Below are 22,889 nucleotides of genomic sequence, written 5' to 3' on the forward strand. Positions count from 1 at the left end.
GCGAATTAGCGTAATCGCTGTCCGGTAATTCTGAAATCCGCAGCAAGCTTCTCTTCTGCATGGCGCAGGCGCGCTTCAGCGGCTTCAAGCTCAGCCGCGAGGGCGGCAATCAGGGCCGCTGCACTGGGGGCGTAAGATGCACGGTCGAAAAGTTCGATCGCATCGTCGCTGCAAACCGGTCGATCCTCGTCGACCCAGAGCGACATCATGCCATCATCATGAAGCTGGGGGTTGCGATACTCAGTGGCTTCATTCGCCAGTTCAAAGGAAATAAAGTCTTTCATAGCCCAAGGCCTCCTCGTTAGGTTGCGGGTCAGGCCTTCGTCGGTGTTCCAGCACCTTCGGAGGCCGTTTTCGAAGATGTGTTCCCCGAAAGCAAGAGCATCCTGGCACATAAGAGATTGCCGCGGAGCCCCTAAAATGATCGTCGATCGTTTTTCTTGCGATCGGATGGTTAACCGCGGGTCTTCTGAAGAAAGACTACGACTTCATCTTGAAACGCATTCTGTCGCGTAGCCCAGAGTTTCACTGGGCCATCAGGAAGCATCGGCCTGGGGTGCCCGCTGCCCGTCTCCGCCCATCGAACGCCGTTTGAGCATGTAACGCTTTTCGTGCATTCAGAATCGCTTGCTCGCACATTTGAATCGGATAGGGAGAACCTAGAATCGGAATACCGCAAATTATTTCAAATCATTCTGATTTGGATTGACGTCTTGGCACGTTCTTTTGATTTGTCATGGCGTTGAAAGCCCGATGAACAGACGCTCACGGCAGATGCCTGAGACTTGTCCTTGGCTCAGCTGCAACGGGGTGCCGACACATATGGGCACGATCGTGACTACGCTTTCAGCTACCGCAATCCCGTATTCTCAAACCAGACCATGGTCGAGTTTCGGGCCAAGCTAGCAGAAAAAGCTACAGATAAGCGATTCACCAGCAAACGCCGTTTCAGGGAGTAACGGGGGGGAGAACCGAACATTTGGGATTGGCGATCACTTGAAGATGCCATCAATCCGGTATCGAAACCGAGCGCCTGCGTGGAAGGCAGACTGCCTGCCCGATCAGCTATCGGCATCTGCTTCATCAGCATCGAGATCATCATCCTTTGAAAGATGTCGTTTCAGTTGGAAAGACCACCCCGACTGATATTTGTCGACGAGGGCATCCCATACGATCTCCGTCTCCCTCTCATCGAACCCCTGGAGAACCAGCTCCGCGACAATGTGATGCTGAAGCTCTTCAAGCCTCTCTCTCCGCTCCTCGGACAGGTTCTTCGTGATGGCAAAGTGGAGCAGGGTCCTGGCTATGTCGTCTCGAGACGGCTTCCGTCGGCTCTTGCTGGCAGCCCGCAGCGCCCGTTGCCGATCACGCTGCCTCGCCAGGCGCTCTTTTCTGGACTGTACCATCTTCCCCTCCACCTGCCTTCCTCAACTCTCTAGCAAACGGCGTTTGAAAACGTAACGCCTTTCCGCAAATCAGAATCGTTGGTGTCGAGTTTTGAATCGCCTTGCAGGAAATTTGAATCGGACGACCGCAAATCATCTCGATTTAAGTCAGGTTGATCTGAGATGCTGAGTGCGCACATCCGCTGCACTTGCCGTAGCGTTTACGCCCCCCCTGNGCAAATCATCTCGATTTAAGTCAGGTTGATCTGAGATGCTGAGTGCGCACATCCGCTGCACTTGCCGTAGCGTTTACGCCCCCCCTGACGACAGGCCCATCATCGCAACTGCTCGTCATCCGGGTGGAGCTGCCCCCGTTCAGATCCCCACGATCATGTAAGGATTGAAAGCTGCGTTCTCGTTGTCGTAGCCACGTGGATTGCATAGCACGCGCGTTGCTCCGACCCTGTAGTCACAGCTGTCGTGGGTGTGTCCATGAACCCAGAGCGCTGGTCGCCCCTGATCGATAACGGCACCCAGATCTGATGCGAAGGCACCGTTCAGCAAGTCGCCCTTGAACCTGGGGTGGACCGACGCGGGATACGGCAGGTGATGTGTAACGACAACCGCCTGTGTCTGGTCGGCTTTCATCGAACGCTCGATGAACAGACGCGACTCCACGTGCATCCGATACGCGCTCTCCGGAAGAAACCGCTGCCAGGGGTTTTTCTGCAGGGCGATCTTTCGGTGGTCAGTCATCCGCTCTCGCGCATGCCTCATCGCAAGAGATTGATGGCCCGCAATCCGGTAATCGGTCCATAGGGTCGCACCAATGAACCGGACACCGTTGATCGCGACAATATCGTTCTCAAGAAAGTGGACATTCTCAACACCTCGGCACGCCGCTCTTCCGTCCTCGAGATTCTCCCTGATCCCGCCATTGTAGAACTCATGGTTTCCCGCGACATAGATGCAGGGCATGGCAGGCGCGATCTGGTCCGCCAGCCATTGTACGCCATTGGCGACACCACAGCACAAATCACCCGCCACAATGCAGGCATCTGCGTCAGGGATCTTCAGCGGTTTCGACAAATTTGCATACTCCAGATGCAGGTCGGAAAGAATCCAGAGCTTCAATGTGTAGTCTCCCGGGTTTTCAGGGACGAGTAGCCTGAGCCACGTTTTAATCGAGTTTCGAAGCGGTGGATTGCTCGCGCGCAAACCTCGTCAAGTCAAGCGATGAATAGAAAAACCATTTAATATCAATTGATTGCGGAAGTTCGGAACATCCGAACCACCTCATTCCCGAGGCAAATGTTCAAATTACTTATTTTCCTCGGAGATAAATAAGTTCCGCTTTTGGGCTGCTGTTTTCAGCCTCGGCGAGATCGACGAGTTGGCGGTGAGACTGACGTTATCTGCACTACCCGATCCGGCCCTGCTCGCTGCAGTCTGCACGACGTCCATGTAGAGGCACGGACTTTCATTGGAGACATTGACGGCATTCGACAGACAACGAAAAGACTGCTCTTCTCGGTCCCAACGAACGCACTGGCCCGATCGAGAGGACACGAACGAAGGAGGCACAATGGCAACGTCGAGTTCATGCGGGGCAAGCAGCACGACAAGGGAATGCAAACAGGTGACAAAGAGCCGATCATGACTGAACCAATTGCGGATGCATCCATCTACCTTTGGGGGCGAGAAGTCGCGACCGTTTCCTGGTCGGCAGACGATGGGTTTGCTCTCTTTCGGTACACTCCTGAATTTGCCGACACCGGCATTGAGTTGTCGCCGCTGGTCATGCCTTTGAGCCGGGACCCGTATTCATTTCCCGCACTGCCCCGAACAACCTTTAAAGGGCTGCCAGGAATGCTGGCAGACGCCCTCCCAGACCGGTTTGGCGACCAACTGATCAATGCCTGGCTTGCAGAACAGGCGCGCACACCCGAAAGCTTCAACCCGGTTGAGCGGCTTTGCTATCTCGGGGCCCAGGGCATGGGAGCTCTCGAATTCAGGCCAGCACTGGCAGTTTGCGACCGAAAGGCCCGCAGCGTCGAGGTGGTTGCGCTCGTTCGTATGGTCAATCAGCTACTAAACGAAAAAACGGGGTCTGAGAGCGTCAATTCAATGGTGCGCGCAGCCAAGCATGACCCTGACGCATTTGACGACATTCTTCGGATTGGCACCTCGGCGGGCGGAGCCCGCGCGAAGGCAATCCTCGCCTGGAATTCGAAGACCGGAGAGTTTCGTCATGGCCAGACTGACGCCGGGGACGGCTTTGAACACTGGTTGATGAAATTCGACGGCATCGACAACAACAGGGACAAGGAGGAACCGGATCCGCAGGGCTTTGGTCAGATCGAGTACGGCTACCATCTGATGGCGACGGCTGCCGGCATCGACATGATGCCATGCCGGTTGCACCATGAGGGTGGGCGCAGTCATTTCATGACGAGGCGGTTTGACCGAGCCATCGACGAGAGCGGGTCGACACACAAGCTCCACATGCAATCGCTTTGCGGCCTGCAGCATTTCGATTTCAACGACCCGATCAGCCATTCATACGAGCAGGCAATCATGACCATTCGCAATCTTGGTCTTGGCACTCGGGCACGGGAGCAGCAGTTTCTTCGGGCAGCCTTCAACATCATCGCCAGAAATCAGGACGATCACGTCAAGAACATCGCTTTTCTGATGGACCAATCCGGTGCGTGGGCACTGTCGCCAGCATTTGACGTGACCTATTCCTGCAATCCACGCGGTGAATGGACCGGCCAGCATCAGATGAGCCTGAATGGCAAACGGGATGGCTTCGAGCTTGCCGACCTCTTCTCCTTCGCTGAAAACGCATCAATCAAGCCTGCCAGAGCGAGAGCGTTGGTTTCCAGCGTCAGAGACGTCATTGCGAACTGGCTCCACTATGCGGATGAGGCAGGGGTTGACGGGGAGACGGCACACAGGATTGGCAGCGCTCACCGTTTGGTTCCGTGAACACTCCCGTGCATCAGAACCGGAGAACCGCCTGACAGGCTTATGCCGCTGATGGATCCCCAAGTGCCGTGGGACACGTGATGACACCTGTCGCGCGGTGGCAACTAGATATGCTGCTCCGACAACTCAATTCAAATTGAAACAGGTCGAGACGATTTGTGGTCATTCGATTCCTGTTACTTGTGAAGCGATTCAAACTTCGACATTTGCGATTCTGATTTATGGAAAGGCGCCACCACGTCAAACGCCGTTTGCCACCTGGATGAAACTCACTGGCGGCGATAGAAAAGAGGTGACCAGACCAGAGAAGAACAACTCACCAGACAGCGTGATAGACGACGGGTCCTGCAGGCTGCGTTCGAAACAGACGGAGTTGCGAGGTAATGACAGAACCAAGGTAGCTTACCCCTGCTTCGCTCCACCTTCGGCGCCTAAAAACACGGAAGCAGCGGTCGAAAATTCAGAGACAGGCTCCTCCTATCCTGCCTAAACCTGCGGTCGGATGATCAATGTACCGATAGCCTTCAGAGATCAAAATCACTGCTGCCTGCATCACTCATAGCTGCCTCCTTCCGCTCTTCCTCAACGACCGCCATGCGCGCGGGGACAGAAACCGCCTGCCGGAAATGAACAACCTTTCCATCGTCGCCGATCTTGATCGCAAGCACCATCACCTCAAAATCCGGACAGTCCTGACGCCCACCAAATAGCTGTGGCAGAGAATAAGTTGACGCAAAGGCGGGAATCGTTGGCTGTCCATTTCCATCAACCCATGTCGCTCTGGCGTCAGCTGGTCGCATATTGCCTGCCTCCCGCGCCTTTATACTCGACAGAAACTGCGTCGAGGAACTCCTCGCGATCGCATTTAGGCTGCGCTTGCACGCCGCCGCAGCGCTATCAACGGGCCTCACACGTGCCCCCGGCACCACAGCAGGCTCGGCCCAGATAGAGACAGCACCGGTGCTTTCCAGTTCCTGCAACATCTCCGCATTAATCTGACTGTATGTCTGCAAGAGCTGTTCACGCAGTTGCCCCCACGCCGGACCTTTGCCGGGCCCGAAAAGTCTCGTACGCACGATGGCCGTGACGGTATCAGAAAGAGCAGGCGGCTCGTGGTAGAGGGCGACCATCTCCTGCCGTTCGGCAGATTCCAGCAAGATCCCGTTATGGTAGGAATCCCAGTCATTAATCGGCTGCTCATTCTGCAGAGCATCCTGCCTGGCCGCAGTCCGCGCGAAGAGCCGCCGCTCTGCACCAATCTGCTCTGCGATCTCGTCGACCGACGCCTCAAAGCCGGCACCAAGAGACACACCAAGAACCGCAAACTCCCCCATCAGCTCAGCCACGATGGCGCTATCGGCCATCGCATCAGGGGTTTCATCGACAACTGATGGCACTTCAAATGTATGCCGCAAGCGGACCGATCGCGGATTGATGATCGTCTGCGCCTCCCCGGCATCGAAAAGCAACATTTCGACCGGCTGATAGCGCAGCGTCATGCCCATTGAGAATGTGCGGGCAGAAGAAAGATCCACATCCGTTATCCGAAGGGCCAGCAACCCGTCGAACACCGGAAAACTCTTGCTACTTTGCTGAAAAGCCTGCGCCTCTTCAGGGGGCATGGCTATGAACATACCCTGATCAGAGATGACGCCTTGCGCAGTGTCACCAGACACCAATGAAACGTTCAGCGCACTGTCCGCCTCATGGGCCCTGGCACTGAATTCAATTCCGGGACGAACCAGCCAGCCTTTGCGCTCGAAGTCGCAGGGTTCAAAGCGAATATACGCCTTTAGCCAGTGCACGTTTTCCTCGCCGCTCCGCGCCAAAGCGGCGGCGGCCAGCTGTGATGCGGCCTCTCGTTTGGCAAACGTATCGTTGCGCGCATAAGGGCTGCTTTCCAGCTGCTCTCGAAAAAGTTCTTCCGTGTCCCAGTCAGCAAGTTTCGCACCGACCGAGAGCAGGTCCGACTTCCAGGCAAGACTGACCTCTTCGAATTCGCGAGGCGCGGCCCTTGGGAACCTCGCAGCGCCAATTTCAGGGGCATCCTGCCATCTTGTGTTGCGTGACGTACGGCGCACTACCAGTCGTTCCGGATGCCCGGCGAGCAAGAGCCTTTGTTGTCCACCGTGCAGGGTGAGGAGTTTTTCTGCGGTGACGGCCATTTCCACTGCAGCAAACGGCCACCCGCCATCCTGCTCTTCATGGGCGGGCAGTTCCTCAGAGAGGACATAACCAGCGCTATCTTGCGGAAACACAAGAATGGCCGCCCCGAACTGGTTATTGTGGCCAACTACCGGCAATGGTGTCACCAGCAGATTTTCCAAAGGAAGCTGCAGGGCTTGAGCGACCTCCTCCAGAGCCCGGTCGCTCTGTGGCTTCGCAAAGGCAGCAAGATTGCGGTTCCCCTCTGCCAGCGCTCCACCATATTTGACGCGGAAGGAAAATGTCAGCCCGGTTTCCGCGCCAAACAGACTGTCAGCATCGAGCGCGTCAATGCGCACCGTTTCCGCCCTGCCTGTTATCAGTGCGATTTCTTCCTGCGTATCCAGCCACCATGGCCTGTTAAAATCTGACAGCCTGCGCGTCTCGGGCGTATCGGTGATGTCACGCAGCGCGGCATCGGGATAGCGGTAAATGACTTCTGCGAGATTCTGCTCTGAACGCAGCTCAAGCGGACCGGCAGGCCGCGCATCAAAGACAAATTCCGGCCGTCCATTGCGATCAGAAGAGATCCGGCTTTCGACAACTGCGGGTATGGCGAGCGCAAATCGGGCCCGTCCAAGCCGATTGATCAACGCTTCGGCGGCCGCAGGATCGACTGAAAATCCTTCAGGGCGCAGGGTTGTATGCACCGGAATGCGCGCCCGGTAGCCACTAAACTCACGCGCAGGGCTCTGCTCTCCCGCAAAACAGGTATCCAGTTCTTTTTCACCGAACGGAAAATGCTGCTTTTCAAAATCATACTCGCCAACACGCAAGCCACAAACCAGCATCAGACGCTGTGGTGAAGAGCGGCGATCGCGCGCAATGGCGGCCAGTGCTTTTTCCCGCAGCGCAGATTTGAAGCGCGCAACTTCAAACTGGTTGTAGTCAACGGTCAGATAGCCGTTTTCGACATCCTGTACCTTGCTGATCATCCCCTTGGAGATATAGGCTTCGAGCTTGCTGGTATCTGCAAGGCCGGCTTCTGCCGCTGCCGCGCGCACTTCTGCTGGCGAAAGCGACTGGTGATTCACGAAAATCTGCTCATGCTCGGTTCCAATGGTTGCCGCGGCCACCATGGACACCAGATAGTCCCGCTGCCGCTGAACACTCTCCTTGCCAAGCAGTTCTCGCGCAAGACTTCCTCCAGAGCCGGCGGAAAGAATGATGATCTGCTCATCGATGGCTCCGTCAGAATTAGCAGGCGCGTCCAGCACACCTTGCTGCACAATCGCTTTTTGCGCGGCAGCATCGCCGCTCTGGTTCTGAGCAATCACCACCAGCGCCTGTGACCGCTTGCCGAGCGCGTACACCAGACACATGACATCACCGCCGCAACGATCGCGCTGCGCCATCCACGCGCGCTGCTCGGCCTGAAGCTGCGCTCTGCCGCCTGCATCAAGCCCGTCCAGCGCGGCTGCGTAATGTCTGGCAACGGCGCGGTCGAGTTCTGCCAGGTCCGCGTTGCCGCAAATGGTATGTTCAACTCTGGTTGAGGCTTTTGCGCAGTCAAAGCTGGGCCGGTGTTCGTTTGCCACAGTCCTGCTTCCAGTATGACCGGAAGCAACATTGCGCAGAAGATCCAGCAGATTGCTGCTTACCTCCCCCCTCACCGCAAGACCAGAATCGCGCTCAAACGCAATGATTGCATTGCGGGTACGCCGTCCCATCAGACCATCGGCAGGTCCGGGATCATAACCAAGCCGGGCGAGTAAAGACTGCACCTCGCGCACATCCTGCCTGACAGAAGGGCGCTGCACTATGCGCGCAGATGGCGGCACCTGCCGCGAGCGTTCCGGGGGCGTCTCTTGATGCCTTCGAAGCGCCCTCTCGAGATCGGAGACTGCATTCAGCCCCCTGGAAATGTCATTCAGATCAAGAGCGATTGCCGGCATCGGCACTGCGACGACAAGCGCAAATATCGGTGCAAGAAATATCCTAAGCATGACGGCCCCGCTGCGGAAATACAGATCACATAATGCTGCCCCACAATCGAACAGAGCATCTGACAGTAAGGCGGCTCGCCCCGACACTACCGTCAAGACAAGTCTTGCGATGCCGGCCATCGATTACCAGTCGTCTATTTGGCTGAAGCAAAAAGTGGCAGGGCCGACGCGATGCAACAGCACACACCTGTCAGCCGCAAGCGGCGTTCCCGTAGGAATATGAGGCACTGACGCATCATCAGCCCAACTCAAAAGGCCGACGGATGAATCAAAAGAACCATCAAAATCACGCCGTTGTGCTGGTCGCCCACATATGGCCCTCAAAGAGGCTCCCAACACCAAACACCCTATGGTGCCGAACCGCGAAACTGACGCGGGCGAACCGGCTATCGTGCTGTACAAAGCGCTCGTCCGAGCCCGAAGCTCTGGCGGAGAAACCCGCCACTTCCGCAGCCGCTTGTGGCAACATTCCTGCCAACCGCGTTCGATCCGGCATGCCGACAGGTGAAACTCGCGTAGGGCAGCGAGGCGGAAAGCCCCCCGTCGACCGGGCTTTCAAACGATGCCCTGCCACCCTGTTTCCATCAACCTTCAGTGCGCAGTCGCACGAACCGGCCTGCCCGGACGCGCCGTCTGATCCAGCTCACCATCGCGAACAACAAAGCCTCCACCGACGATCAGATGACGGACACCAGCCGAATGCTGCCGTGGATCCTCGAATGTTGCCCTGTCGATGATGGTTTCGGGATCGAAGACAACGATGTCCGCGTCTGCACCCTCACGGATGCGGCCCTTGTTCTTCATATCGGGCACGGAATCCTCCAGCAGCCTTGCAGGCAGGAGGCTTGAACGACGGATGGCCTCGCTCAGGCTCATGAGCTGACGTTCACGGACGTAACGGCCCAGAACGCGCGCGAACGTGCCAACCGAGCGGGGATGGGATATGGCCTCTTCTGGCAGCGGCCAGACGGGATCAAGAACCTCTTCGCCGTCCACGGTAAACGGCATGGCGTCGCTGGCTATGATGCCGTCGGGGAAGATGACGGCCTTGTCGATCAGCGTCGCATCTTCCTCTATGCCTTCGTCAAGGTAATGGATGATGGACAGTCCCATCGGGTCTGTTTCCTGGATCTCGGTCAGGCGTTCGTCGCTCTCCGGCCGCTCGCCTGTCTTGAGGTAGACGATGCTGTCGTGTTCCAGCCCTACACGCTGAAGTTCGCGTGCGCGCAGGAAGGGCGCGGAAATCACCGTGGACCCGGCACCATAAGGATAGGTTTCCGTCGTCACACGCAGCCCCTGTTCCTGCGCCTTCAGGATCATCCGGGAAACCTCCGGAATGAAACGGGTCGCTGAACTGCTGAGATGGCAGATATGCATTTGAGTACCCGTCGCTGCCGCTGCTGCAAGCACCTCGCCATAGCCCTCGATTGCGTGGCCGGGCTCGTCATGGAACTTGCCACGCACGTGGGTAAAGGTGGGAACATTGTAGCGCGCGGCGAGCTTCGCCGCTTCATAATACTCGACCCGGTTTGTGTTCGGGACATAGCCTGGAAGAAGGCCGATGCCGATGCCCCCCTGTTTGAGCCCATCTTCAATGCGCTCAATCACCTGTTCTGAAACGTCTGAAGTCACCCTCTGGTCGAACTTCTCCCCGAGTATCTCTATTCGCACATCGATCCAGCTGACGGCAAAGCCGTAATTCAGCGGCAGACCATTCTCTGCAACATTGTCGTAGGCCTGCTCCAGCGGCCATGCGCCCCGCTCCAGTTCCAGCGTGGTTGTCACACCATCGAAGGCCTGCATCCATGCGGACGGGATATTGAGGGCATGTGAATGAAGGTCGATAAAGCCGGGCGCGACGACCAGTCCCGTTGCATCGACTTCTTCTGCGCCGTCAAGCGGCTCTTCGGAGACGACCACCACCTTGCCGCCGACAATCCCGACATGCCGCGTTGCGTCCAGTGCCGATTCCGGGTCGATCACGCGGCCGTTGGCAATCACCAGATCATATTCCGGCACGGCTTCCGCCCCCGCAATGTTCAGAGTGATGAGGGAGCAGCTTACGGCTGCCGCAGTGAGAAGAATGCTGTGTCTGGTTTTCATGACGTTTCCCTGTCTTTTGCCCGTCACAGGCTGCGCGTCACTGTGCCTGGCCTGCGGATAACAGGCAGGCCAGAAACGCTGGGACGAATTTTAGAAGCTGATGGAGAGTGTCGCGTCGAGAGTGTGTCGCGCAGCGCCACGGGCAACCTGCCCCCCATAGGCTGCTCCGAGCTTGGCGGCATCGCTCAATGCAAACGAGAAGCCTGCCTCCAGAAGCAATGTGTCTGCCGCAATGGGCGCACCGGCAACGCTGAAGGCATCGCCTCCCGCCAGTGCATGGCGCGCCAGGGCCACTTCATTGTTAAATGCATGCTGCCAGCCGATCGCCCCGTGTAGTGCGCCGCTGAAGACGTCGAGACTGACATCGCGCCCCATCCGCATTCCCAGCGTTGTGAATGTGACATTGCCGGTCTGCGCGAGCGCCTCCAGAGTTGCAGCGCCGCCCTCTTCCGCATAACCGCCAAACGAATGGGAGATGAGAGCAATCCCGGCAAAAGGTGTGACCGTCGCCACAGGCGTCTCCACCCGATAGCCCAGCTCTCCAAAGCCCTGCGCCGTTCCGGCGTCATACCCTGCAGACAGGGCATCGCTGAACCCCGCAAACGCGACCGAGCGGCGCACATCCACTTCATGCCGGGTATAGGCGAACCCGCCGCTGAACGTGAGCGCCTCCCACTGGCGTCCACCATAGATGCCGAGATGGTAGTTATCGCTGCTGCCAGCCGAAGCTCGATCTGCCGAGCGAAGGGATGAACGGCTGTACCCCGCCATGAGCCCCAAATTCCAGCCAGCGACCTCGGCGTCGCCCCCCAGCAACAGCCCACGCGTATCATGCGTGTATTGCGCCGCGTTCCCATCGCTGGAAAAGTTCTGCCAGGAGCCGAAACCCATGCTCCAGAACTCCGGCGCAGATGCGGGCACCCCGATCCCGAATGCACTCCGGACGCGCTCCGAAGCCGCGTCCCGCAAAAAGCTGCTGTCGGCGATGAAGCCGCTTCTGATCGATCCGTATATTTCTCCGGAGATCGCGTCGAATGCACCTGGCGCCTGGGCGTCACTCAGGCCAAGAATGGCGTCAAAAAGCTGATTGCCGCTCCCCAGTCCTTGCGCTCCAATGGCTGCAACACGCTGATTGTGTGTTTTTGCCAGTTCGGAAAAGTCCGTGTCATTGCGCGAAAGAGTGAGCAACACAGCGTCGGGATCGTAGGCAAGCGCGGCATCAAGGAAGGCGAAATTCTCCGTCACCCCACTGAACGCACCGCTCACACCACCCGTTGCGGTCAGGATCGTGTAGGTTGTCGCGGGATCATAGGTGGAACCGTCGTCTGTCCCGTTTTCGGCGCGCACATTCACTGTTCCACCATTGATAAAGGCATGGCCCGAGACCGCCAGTCGATCGCCGCTTCCGGCGTTGTCCACTTCGACTTCAAAGACCGAGCCGTTTTCGAAGGTCGCGTTTCCGGAAACGCTTTGCGTCCCGATGGAGTTACCGGGTTTCAGAACACCACCTGAAGCCACGGTCAGCGCTCCCAGGTCGCCGGATCCGCCAAGCACCCCTCCATTGAGGACTTCAACCGCGCCACCCAAAGCGCCATTGCCGCCCACTCCGACGATCAGCGCACCATCGACAACCCTGGTTGTTCCGTCAAAGCCGGAGCCATCGCCCGTGTAAACAAGCGTTCCCGCCCCCTGTTTCTCAAACCCGCCGGTTCCTGAAATGCTGCTGGCGAGAACGGAGCTGTTGCCGCTTCCGCCGGTGAACAGCGTGTTGGCCTGCAGACTGATGTGCGCACCAGCAACACCGGCAAGTGACCCTATCGTTTCATCGTCATCAAGCCGAAGCACGCCGCCCTGAAGCTCGACCGCGCCCGTATCGGCAAGCGCGTCACCGCCCTTGAGAACAAGCGTTCCCGCCTCAACAATCGTGCCACCGGTATGAGTGTTCGCGCCGTGAAGCGTCAGAGACCCGTTGCCCTGCTTGATCAGGCCACCCGAACCGCCAAGAGCGTAAGCGCTGTGAACCGAGAAGCCATGCGTGTCGATGTAAGCGCCACCCGCGGAGATTGTGACGTCACCCGCCTCAAACCCGGCAAAAAGGTTGTACTGATTGGCAGTAAGCCGCAGAACTCCGCCATCGAAAATGAGGCTTCCTTCCCCGGACGTTTCGCTGACCTGCTCCGTTTCCAGAACGCCTCTCGCCCCCGCCGCGCCAGAAAGCCTCAGCGTACCGGACGCATTGCTGAACATGCCCAGCTCGACCCGGTCGGCAGAGACAAGCGCGCCCTCGGAAATTTCGAGCATCCCCTCACCGGCGCGGCCAACGACAAGGTTCCCGTCAACCTCCCAGTGAGTCCCGGAGCCTGAAACCAAAGCCGTCCCACGACCGGTTGCGTTTGTCCCGAGAAATACAGAGCCGGACTGTACGACGCCGCCATCCTCAATGGTCAGCGCGCCTTTGCCAGTTCGACCGACCTCCAGTCCGTCATCCAGACGCCAATTCGACCCAGCTCCGGAAACCAGCACCTCGCCAACTGCGCTCTGGGCGTATCCGATGCGCGCATCGCGGCTTTCGACAAGTCCACCATTTTCAATGGTGAGCCCACCCTTTCCGAAACGGCCAATCTCCAGCGTTCCGGCGCTGAGCCACGACGACCCGGCACCAGTGACGAGAGCCTTTCCGGTCGTCCCGGAACCCCACCCGATCTGACTGTTGTAGCCGCTGACTACGCCTCCATTGCTGATAATCAGGGACGCATCATCCCCGCCGGACGCAGCCACCACAACGTGCCCAGCCGTATGGGTAATGCTTCCGCCATCGACCGCAAGTACACCTTCATAAACGGTCGTTCCGGATTGATAGCGATTGTGTCCGGTGAGCGTCAGCGTGCCCGAGCCACGCTTGAGCAGACCGCCAACACCTTCGAGACCAACAGACGTCGCAACCGAGTGTTCCTGCGTGTCGATATAGGCATTCGAATAGCCTATTCTGATGTCACCATCGTCAAAGCCCGCAAAGAGGTCCGCCTCATCGCGCGTCAGGCGAAGAATGCCGCCGTCAAAACTGATCGTTCCGCCGCCCGCACCAACACTGACCTGACCGGTTTCAAGCACGCCGCGATCAGCTACCGATCCATGAAGCCAGAGCTGCCCCTCGCCCGAAGCCCTGGCTCCAAGCTGCACGTCGGTCGCAGACGCAAGGCCTCCGTTTTGCAGGATCAGCATTCCCGCACTCTGATCACCAAGGATAAGGCTACCAGGAAGCAGCCACGGGCTCGGTTTGGTTCCCGTGCCATCGCCATCCACGGTTTCCATGGAGCCATCAATGATTTCCTGCGCTCGACCGTGTCCCACCACCGCAACGACACTGAAGGCGACCAGGGCCGTGCTTGCCCACAGCCGCCTCTTTGTGATCGCCTCCGCGCCGCTGGAAACACGACCGCTCGATAGCGTTTTTATTTTCATGGGACGCCCTGACTTTCCGGTATTCGCAAATTACAAATTCGACCGGAAGCTACTAGCAGGCGTTTTATTTAGCTACATGAATTGATTATCACTTTCATGATGACTTATCATTTTCATTTCTGGTTTCAGACGTTCAACCAGCGCGCAGTTTTCCACGGTTTCAGGGGCAGAACGATCAATGCAGCAAAATGGAGATGCACCGGAATGGCGCATGGTCGGAGGCAATGCGATTGCCATCCCCGGTGCACATGGAAGGGTGGAGCGCCTGACATTCGACAATGGTGTCGCCATCTATCGGTCGGAGATCGAAGCCGAAGCAGACTGCCGTTTTACGGTGACAAACCGGTTGCCCCAGCCGTGGATCGGCTTCTCTGTCCAACTCGCCGGCGGCGCAGATTTCAGCACCCCCATCGGGACCACGGGCCCCATGGCCGAGAACACGCTGAGCCTCATGAGGGTTGGGCCCTCCGGCTTCATCCTGGATGTTCGCGCTGGAACGTTGATACGGCATACCGGCGTGGCCATCTCGCTGCGCCTTCTCAAACGCCAGCTAAACGGAAATCAGCCGATGAGGCTTGCCCCCTTCATGGCGCGTGGCAAATCACTGGAGCGCCTTGAGAGCATTCCGCTTCCAGCCGGCGTCAAGACGCTGGCCACAGGCCTCTTCGGCCCCAGCATAGATGGCCCGTTGCGGGCCATGACCATTGAAGGTCTGGGAAAGCAGCTTTTCAGCCAGGCGATGACCGCCTTCTGCGAATATGATCCTGACGGCGAAATGTTCACCGAATGGGAGCTTATGCGCTTCGATGAACTTGTCGCCCATGTGAAAGACAATCTGAACGACGGTGCGGCTGCGCGGAACTTTGCAACGCGCGCAGGTCTCAAGATCGCGCGGGTGGAGCAGATGTTCAAGGTGTTGCGCGGCGTAAGCCTTGCCGCCTTTCTGCGCACCGAAAGACTGCGCACGGCCCGCCGCCTGCTGCTCGATGAAAAGTGCCAGGTCAGCGAAGTGGCCTACCGGTTGGGATACCGGCATGTCGCCAATTTCTCACGCGCCTACCGGGCTCAATTCGGAGAAGCACCGGCAACGACGCTGCACAGACCGAGACGAAAAACACCGCGCGGATAGTCTGGGAAAGCCGTCCGTTTCAAGCGGAGTTGGTATGGCGACAGGAAGCTCAGGCCCCGCCTTGCCGCTCCATCTCGAACGGTGCAATCACCGGCGCCCCGTTCAGTTCGCCAAACTCTGCGTCCACGCCGTAGGTCGCGCGGATGGTTTCCTGAGTTAACGCGTCCTGCCAGGGCCCCTCGGCAATAAGCTGCCCCCTGTGCAGCAGGGCGATCCGGTTGGAGAAGCGCGCCGCCAGCGCCAGATCGTGTATGGCGATCAGAATGCCGACACCCCGCTCGCGCACCTGATCGGCCAGAAACCGCAGGGTGAAAAGCTGGTTGCCGATATCAAGGGCGCTCGTCGGCTCATCGAGCACGATAAGCGGCGTCTGTTGCGAAAGGGCGCGCGCAAGCATGACGCGCTGTCGTTCTCCGCCGCTGAGCGCATCAAGGGAGCGGAACGCAAGGCTGGAAAGATTGAGCTTTTCCAGAACTTCCTCCACCAGCGCAATGTCGCGCGCGCCCGGGCTCATACCCATATAGGGCGTTCGCCCCAGAAGACAGGCATCGAAAACGCTGACCGGAAAACCGTCCGGCGTGCGCTGGGGAACATAAGCCACGAGTCGCGCCCGTCGAGCAGGACCCGGCCGCTTTCGGGACGCATCTGACCGAGCATCGCGCGGACCAGCGTGGATTTGCCGGCGCCATTTGGCCCTACCAGACCGACGATTTCGCCAGGTCCCACCCGTAACGATATGCCGTCGAGAACGGCGTTGTCGTTCAGCACCCGCCGCAGATTGTGCGCTTCAAGAAGGGTCATGCGAAAGCCTCCCGCCGCCGCGACACGATCAGGTGCAGAAAGACCGGAACACCAACGAAGGCAACGACAATGCCCACCGGAAGGACCGTCGGGCTGAAAGCCAGCCGCCCGATCGTGTCGGCGGCCAGAAGAAGCGCTGCGCCGCAGATTGCTGCGAAGAGCAGCAGAAGCCGGTGATCACCGCCGATCATCATGCGTGCCAGATGCGGCCCGGCTAATGACCAACCGGTTGGAAATCCAGGTTTTGTGGAGCGTCGTCTTTGCGACCCTTTCAGCAACAATCGGCTATGTCCTGGCCGGTTACGGACCGTTGTGGCTGGGCAGTGAGAATGCAGTCAGTGCCGCTGGCATGATCGCCACGGTATCAGGCATCATCCTGGGTCTGACCTGCCTCTTCGCACCGCACCGCGCCCGCCTCGGCGCGCCCCGGGACGCCTGATTCTCTTGTTTACGCCGCATGGGACATCACGTCAGCGAGAAAACCTCGGTGACGTGATGTTCTCTGCGCGGGTCATTCGCTCATGCTTGTCAATTTGAGAACGCGCTAGCTTCAACTCGCGGACTTTTCAGGGGAAAATCTCACGCCTGCAGTTCGCGGGCGGCATGAAACGTCCGTGGCGCACCTGAACTTCATGTCCGTCCCAATCGCGACCTGCGGGCCAGTCAGAGCAGTCTCATCAATCGGTCCCGCATTCACCCAAATCCTCGAACGAACCATTCCATAGAAGCAGAATATAACTTGACATTATGGGTCATATTTATATGCATCCAGAAACCTTCCTCTTTTTATCCAGTTTTTGGAGTCCTCAATGTCCTGCTTGAAATTTCCGCTCGGTGGCGTGGTGGCGCTCGCATCCGTTTGCTTATCTGGAAGTGTCCTCGCGGAACCGATCAGCATCATCGATCACGAAAACCGCACCATCACGCTTGAAAAACCTGCGGAACGGATCGCCTCCATCCCCATCCCGATGGCCTCGACAATCATCGCGATGGATGGCGGAACGTCGAAGCTGGCCGGTATGAACCCGACCGCAAAAAGCGCGATCATGCAGGGCATTCTTGGAAAGATCTTTCCTGAAGCTCAGAACATTCCCTCCGACATCACGGCGCCGAACTTCATTCCCAATGTGGAGGAACTCGCTGCGACCAACCCCGATCTGGTGGTTCAGTGGGCCGGTCGCGGGGCCGACTACGTAGACCCCATCACCAATGCCGGTCTGAACGCACTTCTGATCTCCTACGGAACGGAAGAGAAGACCCGCCAGTATCAGTCGATGGTCGCTACGGCGATGGGCAAACCCGAACGCGCCGAGGCCAACACGCGCTGGCGTGAGGAAGTGGCGGCCGAGATGGCCGACAGGGCCAAAGAGATCACCGAAACCGACAAGCCCAGAGTGCTTTATCTTCTGCGTGCGCTCGAGAGCATGAAAGCCTCGGGCGCCAAGGGCAACTACAACACGTTCTACATCGAACTGGCGGGCGGGCTCTCTGCATCGGCCGATCTTGAAGGCAATGGCGTGACCATCAGCCCGGAACAGATTGCCGAATGGAATCCCGACGTGATCCTGCTGAACAGCTTCGAAGCCGATCTCGATCTGGAGCGCATCCATGACGACCCCATCCTTTCATTGACCAATGCAGCGCAGGACGGACGCGTCTACAAGATGCCGCTTGGCGGCTATCGCTGGGATCCGCCGAACCAGGAAAGCCCGCTCACCTGGATGTGGCTTGCCAATCTGCTCCACCCGCAGGTGTTCCAGTACGATCTGCGGGCGGAGATGAAGGATGCGTATCAGAAACTGTACGGCTATGATCTGACCGAACAGGACATCGACGATATCCTGCGGCTGAACACACAGGGCGAGGCGGCGAACTACGCCCAGTTCAGGGCGCAGTAACAATGAGCCTCATGACCCGGGAGGCCGGACGACGCAATGTCGCCGGCCTTCAGGCAGGCGTGTTTGGCGTGATGATCGCCGTGCTCATCGCATCGCTCCTGTTTGCAATCGGCACTGGCCGTTTCTCCGTCGACACACCGCGCATCGCGCAAATCCTGTTTGCTGCGGCGACCAACCCCACCGCGTCCATCGAGCAGATGGATGAGCGCATCGTGCTGCTCGTGCGCCTGCCGCGCGTGCTTCTGGCGGCCCTTTCGGGAGCAGCACTGGCGGTTGGCGGCGCGGCGCTGCAGGGTGTCTTTCGCAATCCGCTTGTATCGCAGCAGGTGCTCGGGATCAGCCAGGGGGCGGCCTTCGGCGGCGCACTGGCCATCCTCTTTGGCTATGCCGGTGTCATTCTGCTCGGCATGTCCTTCGCTCTGGGTCTGGTGGCGCTTGTTCTGGTCGGACTGCTCGCCCGCATCAATGGCCGTACAGAGATCATCACCGTCATTCTATCGGGCATGATCGTTGGCTCACTTTTCGCTGCGCTCGTATCAATCGTCCAGTTCGTCGCCGATCCCAACACATCATTGCCGGCGATCGTCTACTGGTTGATGGGCTCTTTCTCGACCGCGACATGGCCGCGCCTGTGGCTTGCCGTTCCCGGCATGATGCTTGGGCTGCTTCTCATCTGGCTTATGCGTTACCGGCTGAACCTTCTTGCGCTGGAGGAACAGGAAGCGCGCGCTCTTGGCGTAAATCCAGACCGCGAGCGCTGGTATGTCTTCATCGCGATAGCGCTGATGACGGGCACATCCGTCGCTGTTGCAGGCATAATCGGCTGGATCGGCCTGGTGGTCCCGCATGCAGCCCGCATTCTGGTCGGTGAGGATCACCGGGTCATGATCCCTGCCTCTGCCCTTCTCGGGGCGGCCTATCTGACCTTTATCGATACGCTCGCACGCACGCTGACAGCGGCTGAAATTCCGCTTGGCGTCCTTACGGCCCTCATCGGAGCGCCCGTATTTGCGTTCCTGCTGCGGCGTCATTTCAAGGAGGTGAACCGGGCATGATCGGTTTACAGAATGCTACGGTCTCCTTTGGCGACCGGGCTCTTTTCACAAACATCAGCTTCGAAGTGCCCGTGGGGCGCTCCATGGCGGTGCTTGGCCCCAATGGGCGGGGAAAGACCACGCTTTTGCGCGCACTTCTGGGGTTTCAGCCTCTCTCGGGGGGCGCGAGGAAAGCCCCGCGGGTAACCGGCTATGTGCCGCAGCACGGCGCATCGCAGGCAAGGATGACAGGTGCCGAAGTGGTTATAATGGGCCGCGCTGATCGCCTGGGCCTGTTCGGCCAGCCCCAGGCACAGGACCGTGCGGCTGCACTTGAAGCCTTGTCCGAAATCGGCGCGAACCATCTGGCGGATCTGCGTTATGATCGAATGTCGGGCGGGCAGCGCCAGATGGTGCTCATCGCCCGTGCACTGGCGACGGGCTCACCGGCGCTGGTCTTCGACGAACCAACATCAGCGCTGGACCTCGGCAATCAGGCCCGAACGCTGGAACTGCTCGATGGGCTGCGTGAGCGGCGGGACAGGGCGATCCTGTTCACCACGCACGACCCCAATCATGCGCTGGCAGCGGCCGACGACGTTCTCATGATGATGCCTGGCGGCCAGGAAGTACATGGCCCTGTCCGAGAGATGATCGAACCCGCACGGCTTTCTGAACTCTACGGTGTGCCCATGTGCTGGGTCGACGTCGACGCCCCGTCCGGCGCGCAACGCCAGTCCATCGTTCCCGCATTCGCAGGCATCGAGGCCGCCGCATGAGTGTTCTCTACCTGCACTCCACCTACGAGGAACCGGCACAGGCGGTTCTTGATGCAGCTACCCGGGGTGAAGTCTCAATTGTTCGTCAGAATGAGCTTACGCCCGGCATCCTGCTGGCGCACAAGGGGCTGATCACCGGCAACCAGCTTGACCAGAATGCCATGATGACGATGAGGGATGCCCTCACAGCATTCCTTGATGCCGGTGGCCGCTGGTTTTTCAATGGTCACATGGTGCGACCGCTGATCGATGGCCTTTCCCAGTATCGACCGATCTGCCAACCAAAGCGTGCCGACTTCGATCTGACCTCGGTCAACCGGCACCCGCTGTTCGATGGCATCGATCTGGAAAAACTGGAAACCAACAAGGGCGTTGCCGGGTTTTATGGCCGAGGCTGCAACCCGCCACCGCCGGGCGCTGTGGTCATCAACGGGCTTGGTTCCACGCATGTGCCGGTCGACTGGGTCTGGAGCCGGCCGGAAGGTGGCCGCGTCTTTTCCCATTCCGGCAATGACCTGGGCTCGATGGGGCGCGAATGGGGGCTCTCTCCGCAGCTTGCCCGGCGCATAATCGACTGGGCGGGCGGCGGTACGTGCCTTTCAACACCGGTTTTTGCTGCCAAAGCATCGCAGGCGGAGACGAAACTTGCGCCGGCTGAGACCTATAGCGGGATGAAGTCGTCGCGGAGCAGGAAGCGTCGCCTCATAGCGCCCTCATCGGGTACCTATTACCACATCCACAGCCTTGAGAGCCCACGCTACGAAGACACATTTGACGTTGTCTGCGCCCCGGAGATGCTGGCAGATGAGCTGCGGCCGAGTGATGCCCTGTGGGTGCCATGCCGTACACCGGCGCACAAGATGATCGAACAGCGCGATGTGGTGCTACGCCACCTTGAGGCAGGCGGAACGGTTGTTGCACTTGGCGAAAGCCGCTCCGATCTCTGGATGCCCGGCATTGAATTCACGTCAGTTCCAACCAATTGGTGGTGGTGGCTTGAGCCGGGCGCAGATCTCGGCGTGTCCATCATTGCCCCGGACCACGCCTTGCTGGCCGGCATGGGCAGGAAGGATCTGACCTGGCACCTGCATGGCTGGTTCAGGCCGCCTGAAGGCGCGCATGTGCTGGCGACCGACCACGAGGATCACGCGATCCTCTACGAGGATACGGTTACCACACCCGGCCGGATGATTGTTTCGTCGCTGGACCCGTTTTTCCACCATGGCTCACACTTCATGCCTGCCACCACGCGCTTTCTTGATCGCTTTATTCCCAACCTGAAAGACTATCTGAATGCATGACAAGATTACCGTTCTTGAGAACGGAACCGAACTTACCTTCACTTTCGACCAGCTTTTGACCTTTCATGGCGGCGGATTCCCCGGTGGGGTGGTGCATGGTCTGAAAGCCATGCAGGCTGCCTTTCCGCTCCTGTCGGATGGACTTGTCGAACGGCGAGAGATTTCCATCCTGACGGCCTTTTCTGGCCCAGGCGGTCGGGATGCGCTGGAAACCGTGACGCGCGCGCTGACCGATGATCGTCTGACGGTCGATCGTTCCATCGGCGGCAAGGACGTCATTTCAGACCTGCCGGGGCCGTATCTGTTCCGGTTCAGCTATCGGGGACGCACTGCCGAAGCCACGATCAAAGCGGGCCATGTTCGTGAAGAATTCGTGGTGCTCGGCGCGAAGAAAGACAAGTCGCCCGAAGAGGTTACACGCCATGAAGCGCTGAAATCGGAAATGGCGCAACGGCTCCTGCCCCTGCCGGCTGACGAGATCTACAACGTTCGCGTTCTGGCTGATACGCAGGCATAAATCGCCGAGCATCCAATCAGACGCGCGATGGACAATCTGAACTCTTGAAAAGCATTGGACCGAAACGCAGAAAGCGTTTTCGATCCGATGCGCTGACTTCGCCGCGCATTTGGCCTTGCAACACGCTGCAAACCGATGTCCTCAACGGCCTTCTGCGACGGCTCCTTTTATGTCACGGATTTTCGCAAGCCGAGTTCGGTAGCAACCCGCATTCGAGACGGCGCATAACGCGCCTACACGCGAACCTGGCCGGGGGTCACCCCATAGGCCCTTCGGAACGCGGTGGTGAAACTCGAAATGCTGTTGTAGCCGGCCATGTGAGCGGCATGGGATATAGGAATGCCGCCACTTGTGAGCGCCACACGCGCTGCGTCCAGCCTTTCCTGCCTGATGAAATCGAAGACCGTTATCCCGAACTGCGCCTTGAAATGCCGCTGCAGGGTGGAGGCGCTGGACCCCACTTCCCGCGCAATCAGGTCGGTCGTGAGATCCTTGTCCAGATTGGCAACGATGAATTCGCGCACACGCTCGCACTGGCGCAGGCTCATCAGCGCCGGCGCGGGCAGTGCCTTTTCCTTCCTTTCCGCAAGCATCGCCAAAAGCGACTGCCACATCATGTCGTGCGCCTGCGCCCGGAGATAGAGCGAACGCAACTCGCCCTTCAGCGCCGGTGGCGGGCTCATGATCTTCTTCGCCAGTTGAAGGATGTGCTTGCCAGGTTCGAAAGAAAAATGCGCGAGATGCGCGCTGAAGAAGTCCTGAAGAACGGATCTCTGCTCGACGTCCCGCGTGTCAAACAACCGCTTCAACCACGGCAGAGGAGCCGAGATCATCACCTTGTTCAGCGGCATCTCGCTTTCATTGAAGAAGAGGAGCCTGCTGTCCCTGGCCACGTTCAGCATGAAGACGACCGGCGGCTCCGTCTCCCCCGAACCGGCACCGATGTGGAAAAGAGTACCGTCGATCGCAAAGTGCTGCGCGCCCTGCAACAACACCATGAGCATGAATTTCGGCCAGATTTCCAGCTCCTGCGTCTCGGTTGTGCAGTTCGGCACTCCCTCGATTGCACCGACAAAGAGCTCATGTGAGGTGTATTGCATTCGATGCCCCTGATGCCGCAACCTGCTTCCAGCCAATGCATCGCGCCGTTTGCGCCTAAGACATTGCGGTTGCCGCGAAACGCTTCCGGCTCGACTTCGCAGCCCGGCCAAATCTATACATGACAAATCTTCTCAAGATTATGCTGCATCCCGGTGAGAAGCAAGTCCACGCCCGGTGACTACCTGCGGTCAATGAAGTGGTCCCACTTTTTCGGACAGTTCTGCAGCTTTGCTAAGG

At 58.6% G+C, this 22,889-nt stretch carries 15 protein-coding genes and 2 pseudogenes; 8 read left to right on the plus strand and 9 right to left on the minus strand.

The window, feature by feature from the left end; all coding sequences use genetic code 11:
* Positions 1–5: 5 nt before the first annotated feature.
* The 3 genes from NDI72_RS21120 to NDI72_RS21130 form a co-directional block, all read right to left on the minus strand.
* A complete protein-coding gene (locus NDI72_RS21120) occupies positions 6–284 on the minus strand; it encodes a hypothetical protein (protein ID WP_283801694.1) in 279 nt (92 codons plus the stop codon).
* A 777-nt stretch (positions 285–1,061) separates the two neighbouring features.
* On the minus strand, positions 1,062–1,406 hold the full coding sequence (locus tag NDI72_RS21125) for a hypothetical protein (RefSeq protein WP_162742188.1): 345 nt from the start codon (positions 1,404–1,406) through the stop codon (positions 1,062–1,064).
* A gap of 354 nt (positions 1,407–1,760) precedes the next feature.
* Complete coding sequence (locus tag NDI72_RS21130) at positions 1,761–2,519, minus strand: metallophosphoesterase (protein WP_162742189.1); 759 nt, start codon at positions 2,517–2,519, stop codon at positions 1,761–1,763.
* A 522-nt stretch (positions 2,520–3,041) separates the two neighbouring features.
* On the opposite strand from NDI72_RS21130, the gene NDI72_RS21135 reads away from it, so the two are divergent.
* A complete protein-coding gene (locus NDI72_RS21135; protein ID WP_502888438.1) occupies positions 3,042–4,376 on the plus strand; it encodes a type II toxin-antitoxin system HipA family toxin in 1,335 nt (444 codons plus the stop codon).
* Between the two features lie 524 nt (positions 4,377–4,900).
* Here NDI72_RS21135 and NDI72_RS21140 read toward each other — a convergent pair.
* From NDI72_RS21140 to NDI72_RS21150, 3 genes are all read right to left on the minus strand, one after another.
* Complete coding sequence (locus NDI72_RS21140; RefSeq protein WP_283801696.1) at positions 4,901–8,647, minus strand: peptidoglycan-binding protein; 3,747 nt, start codon at positions 8,645–8,647, stop codon at positions 4,901–4,903.
* Between the two features lie 471 nt (positions 8,648–9,118).
* A complete protein-coding gene (locus NDI72_RS21145; RefSeq protein ID WP_283801697.1) occupies positions 9,119–10,630 on the minus strand; it encodes an amidohydrolase family protein in 1,512 nt (503 codons plus the stop codon).
* A gap of 90 nt (positions 10,631–10,720) precedes the next feature.
* Positions 10,721–14,092 (minus strand): autotransporter outer membrane beta-barrel domain-containing protein, encoded by a 3,372-nt coding sequence (locus tag NDI72_RS21150; protein ID WP_283801698.1) that lies wholly within the window; start codon positions 14,090–14,092, stop codon positions 10,721–10,723.
* A 211-nt stretch (positions 14,093–14,303) separates the two neighbouring features.
* Between NDI72_RS21150 and NDI72_RS21155 the strand changes: the two genes are divergently transcribed.
* On the plus strand, positions 14,304–15,221 hold the full coding sequence (locus NDI72_RS21155) for a helix-turn-helix domain-containing protein (protein WP_206544086.1): 918 nt from the start codon (positions 14,304–14,306) through the stop codon (positions 15,219–15,221).
* A gap of 49 nt (positions 15,222–15,270) precedes the next feature.
* Here the strand turns inward: NDI72_RS21155 and NDI72_RS21160 are convergent.
* Both NDI72_RS21160 and NDI72_RS21170 read right to left on the minus strand, forming a co-directional pair.
* Positions 15,271–16,022: pseudogene (locus NDI72_RS21160) on the minus strand (ABC transporter ATP-binding protein).
* A complete protein-coding gene (locus NDI72_RS21170; RefSeq protein WP_246751799.1) occupies positions 16,019–16,213 on the minus strand; it encodes an iron chelate uptake ABC transporter family permease subunit in 195 nt (64 codons plus the stop codon). Before NDI72_RS21170 ends, NDI72_RS21160 begins: the two are co-directional and overlap by 4 nt.
* Positions 16,214–16,215: 2 nt before the next feature.
* On the opposite strand from NDI72_RS21170, the pseudogene NDI72_RS21175 reads away from it, so the two are divergent.
* The 6 genes and pseudogenes from NDI72_RS21175 to NDI72_RS21200 all read left to right on the plus strand — a co-directional run.
* Positions 16,216–16,461 (plus strand): annotated as a pseudogene (locus NDI72_RS21175) (metal ABC transporter permease); the annotation flags it as partial.
* 370 nt (positions 16,462–16,831) lie between these two features.
* A complete protein-coding gene (locus NDI72_RS21180) occupies positions 16,832–17,920 on the plus strand; it encodes an ABC transporter substrate-binding protein (protein ID WP_283801700.1) in 1,089 nt (362 codons plus the stop codon).
* Between the two features lie 2 nt (positions 17,921–17,922).
* Positions 17,923–18,975, plus strand: coding sequence for a FecCD family ABC transporter permease (locus tag NDI72_RS21185; protein WP_283801701.1), 1,053 nt, complete (start codon positions 17,923–17,925; stop codon positions 18,973–18,975).
* Positions 18,972–19,733, plus strand: coding sequence for an ABC transporter ATP-binding protein (locus tag NDI72_RS21190; RefSeq protein ID WP_283801702.1), 762 nt, complete (start codon positions 18,972–18,974; stop codon positions 19,731–19,733). Before NDI72_RS21185 ends, NDI72_RS21190 begins: the two co-directional genes overlap by 4 nt.
* Entirely contained in the window at positions 19,730–21,034 is a 1,305-nt protein-coding gene (locus NDI72_RS21195; protein WP_283801703.1) for a hypothetical protein, read from the plus strand. Before NDI72_RS21190 ends, NDI72_RS21195 begins: the two co-directional genes overlap by 4 nt.
* Positions 21,027–21,551 carry a hypothetical protein gene (locus NDI72_RS21200; RefSeq protein ID WP_283801704.1) on the plus strand — a complete coding sequence of 175 codons (525 nt, stop codon included), beginning with the start codon at positions 21,027–21,029 and terminating at the stop codon, positions 21,549–21,551. The genes NDI72_RS21195 and NDI72_RS21200 overlap by 8 nt, the downstream gene beginning before the upstream one ends.
* Before the next feature lie 233 nt (positions 21,552–21,784).
* Here the strand turns inward: NDI72_RS21200 and NDI72_RS21205 are convergent, their stop codons facing one another.
* Positions 21,785–22,651, minus strand: a complete 867-nt coding sequence (locus NDI72_RS21205; protein ID WP_502888437.1) for a helix-turn-helix transcriptional regulator — start codon at positions 22,649–22,651, stop codon at positions 21,785–21,787.
* Positions 22,652–22,889: the final 238 nt, after the last annotated feature.

This window comes from Nitratireductor sp. GZWM139 (genome assembly GCF_030068685.1).
GTDB classification, from domain to species: Bacteria; Pseudomonadota; Alphaproteobacteria; order Rhizobiales; family Rhizobiaceae; genus Nitratireductor; species Nitratireductor aquimarinus.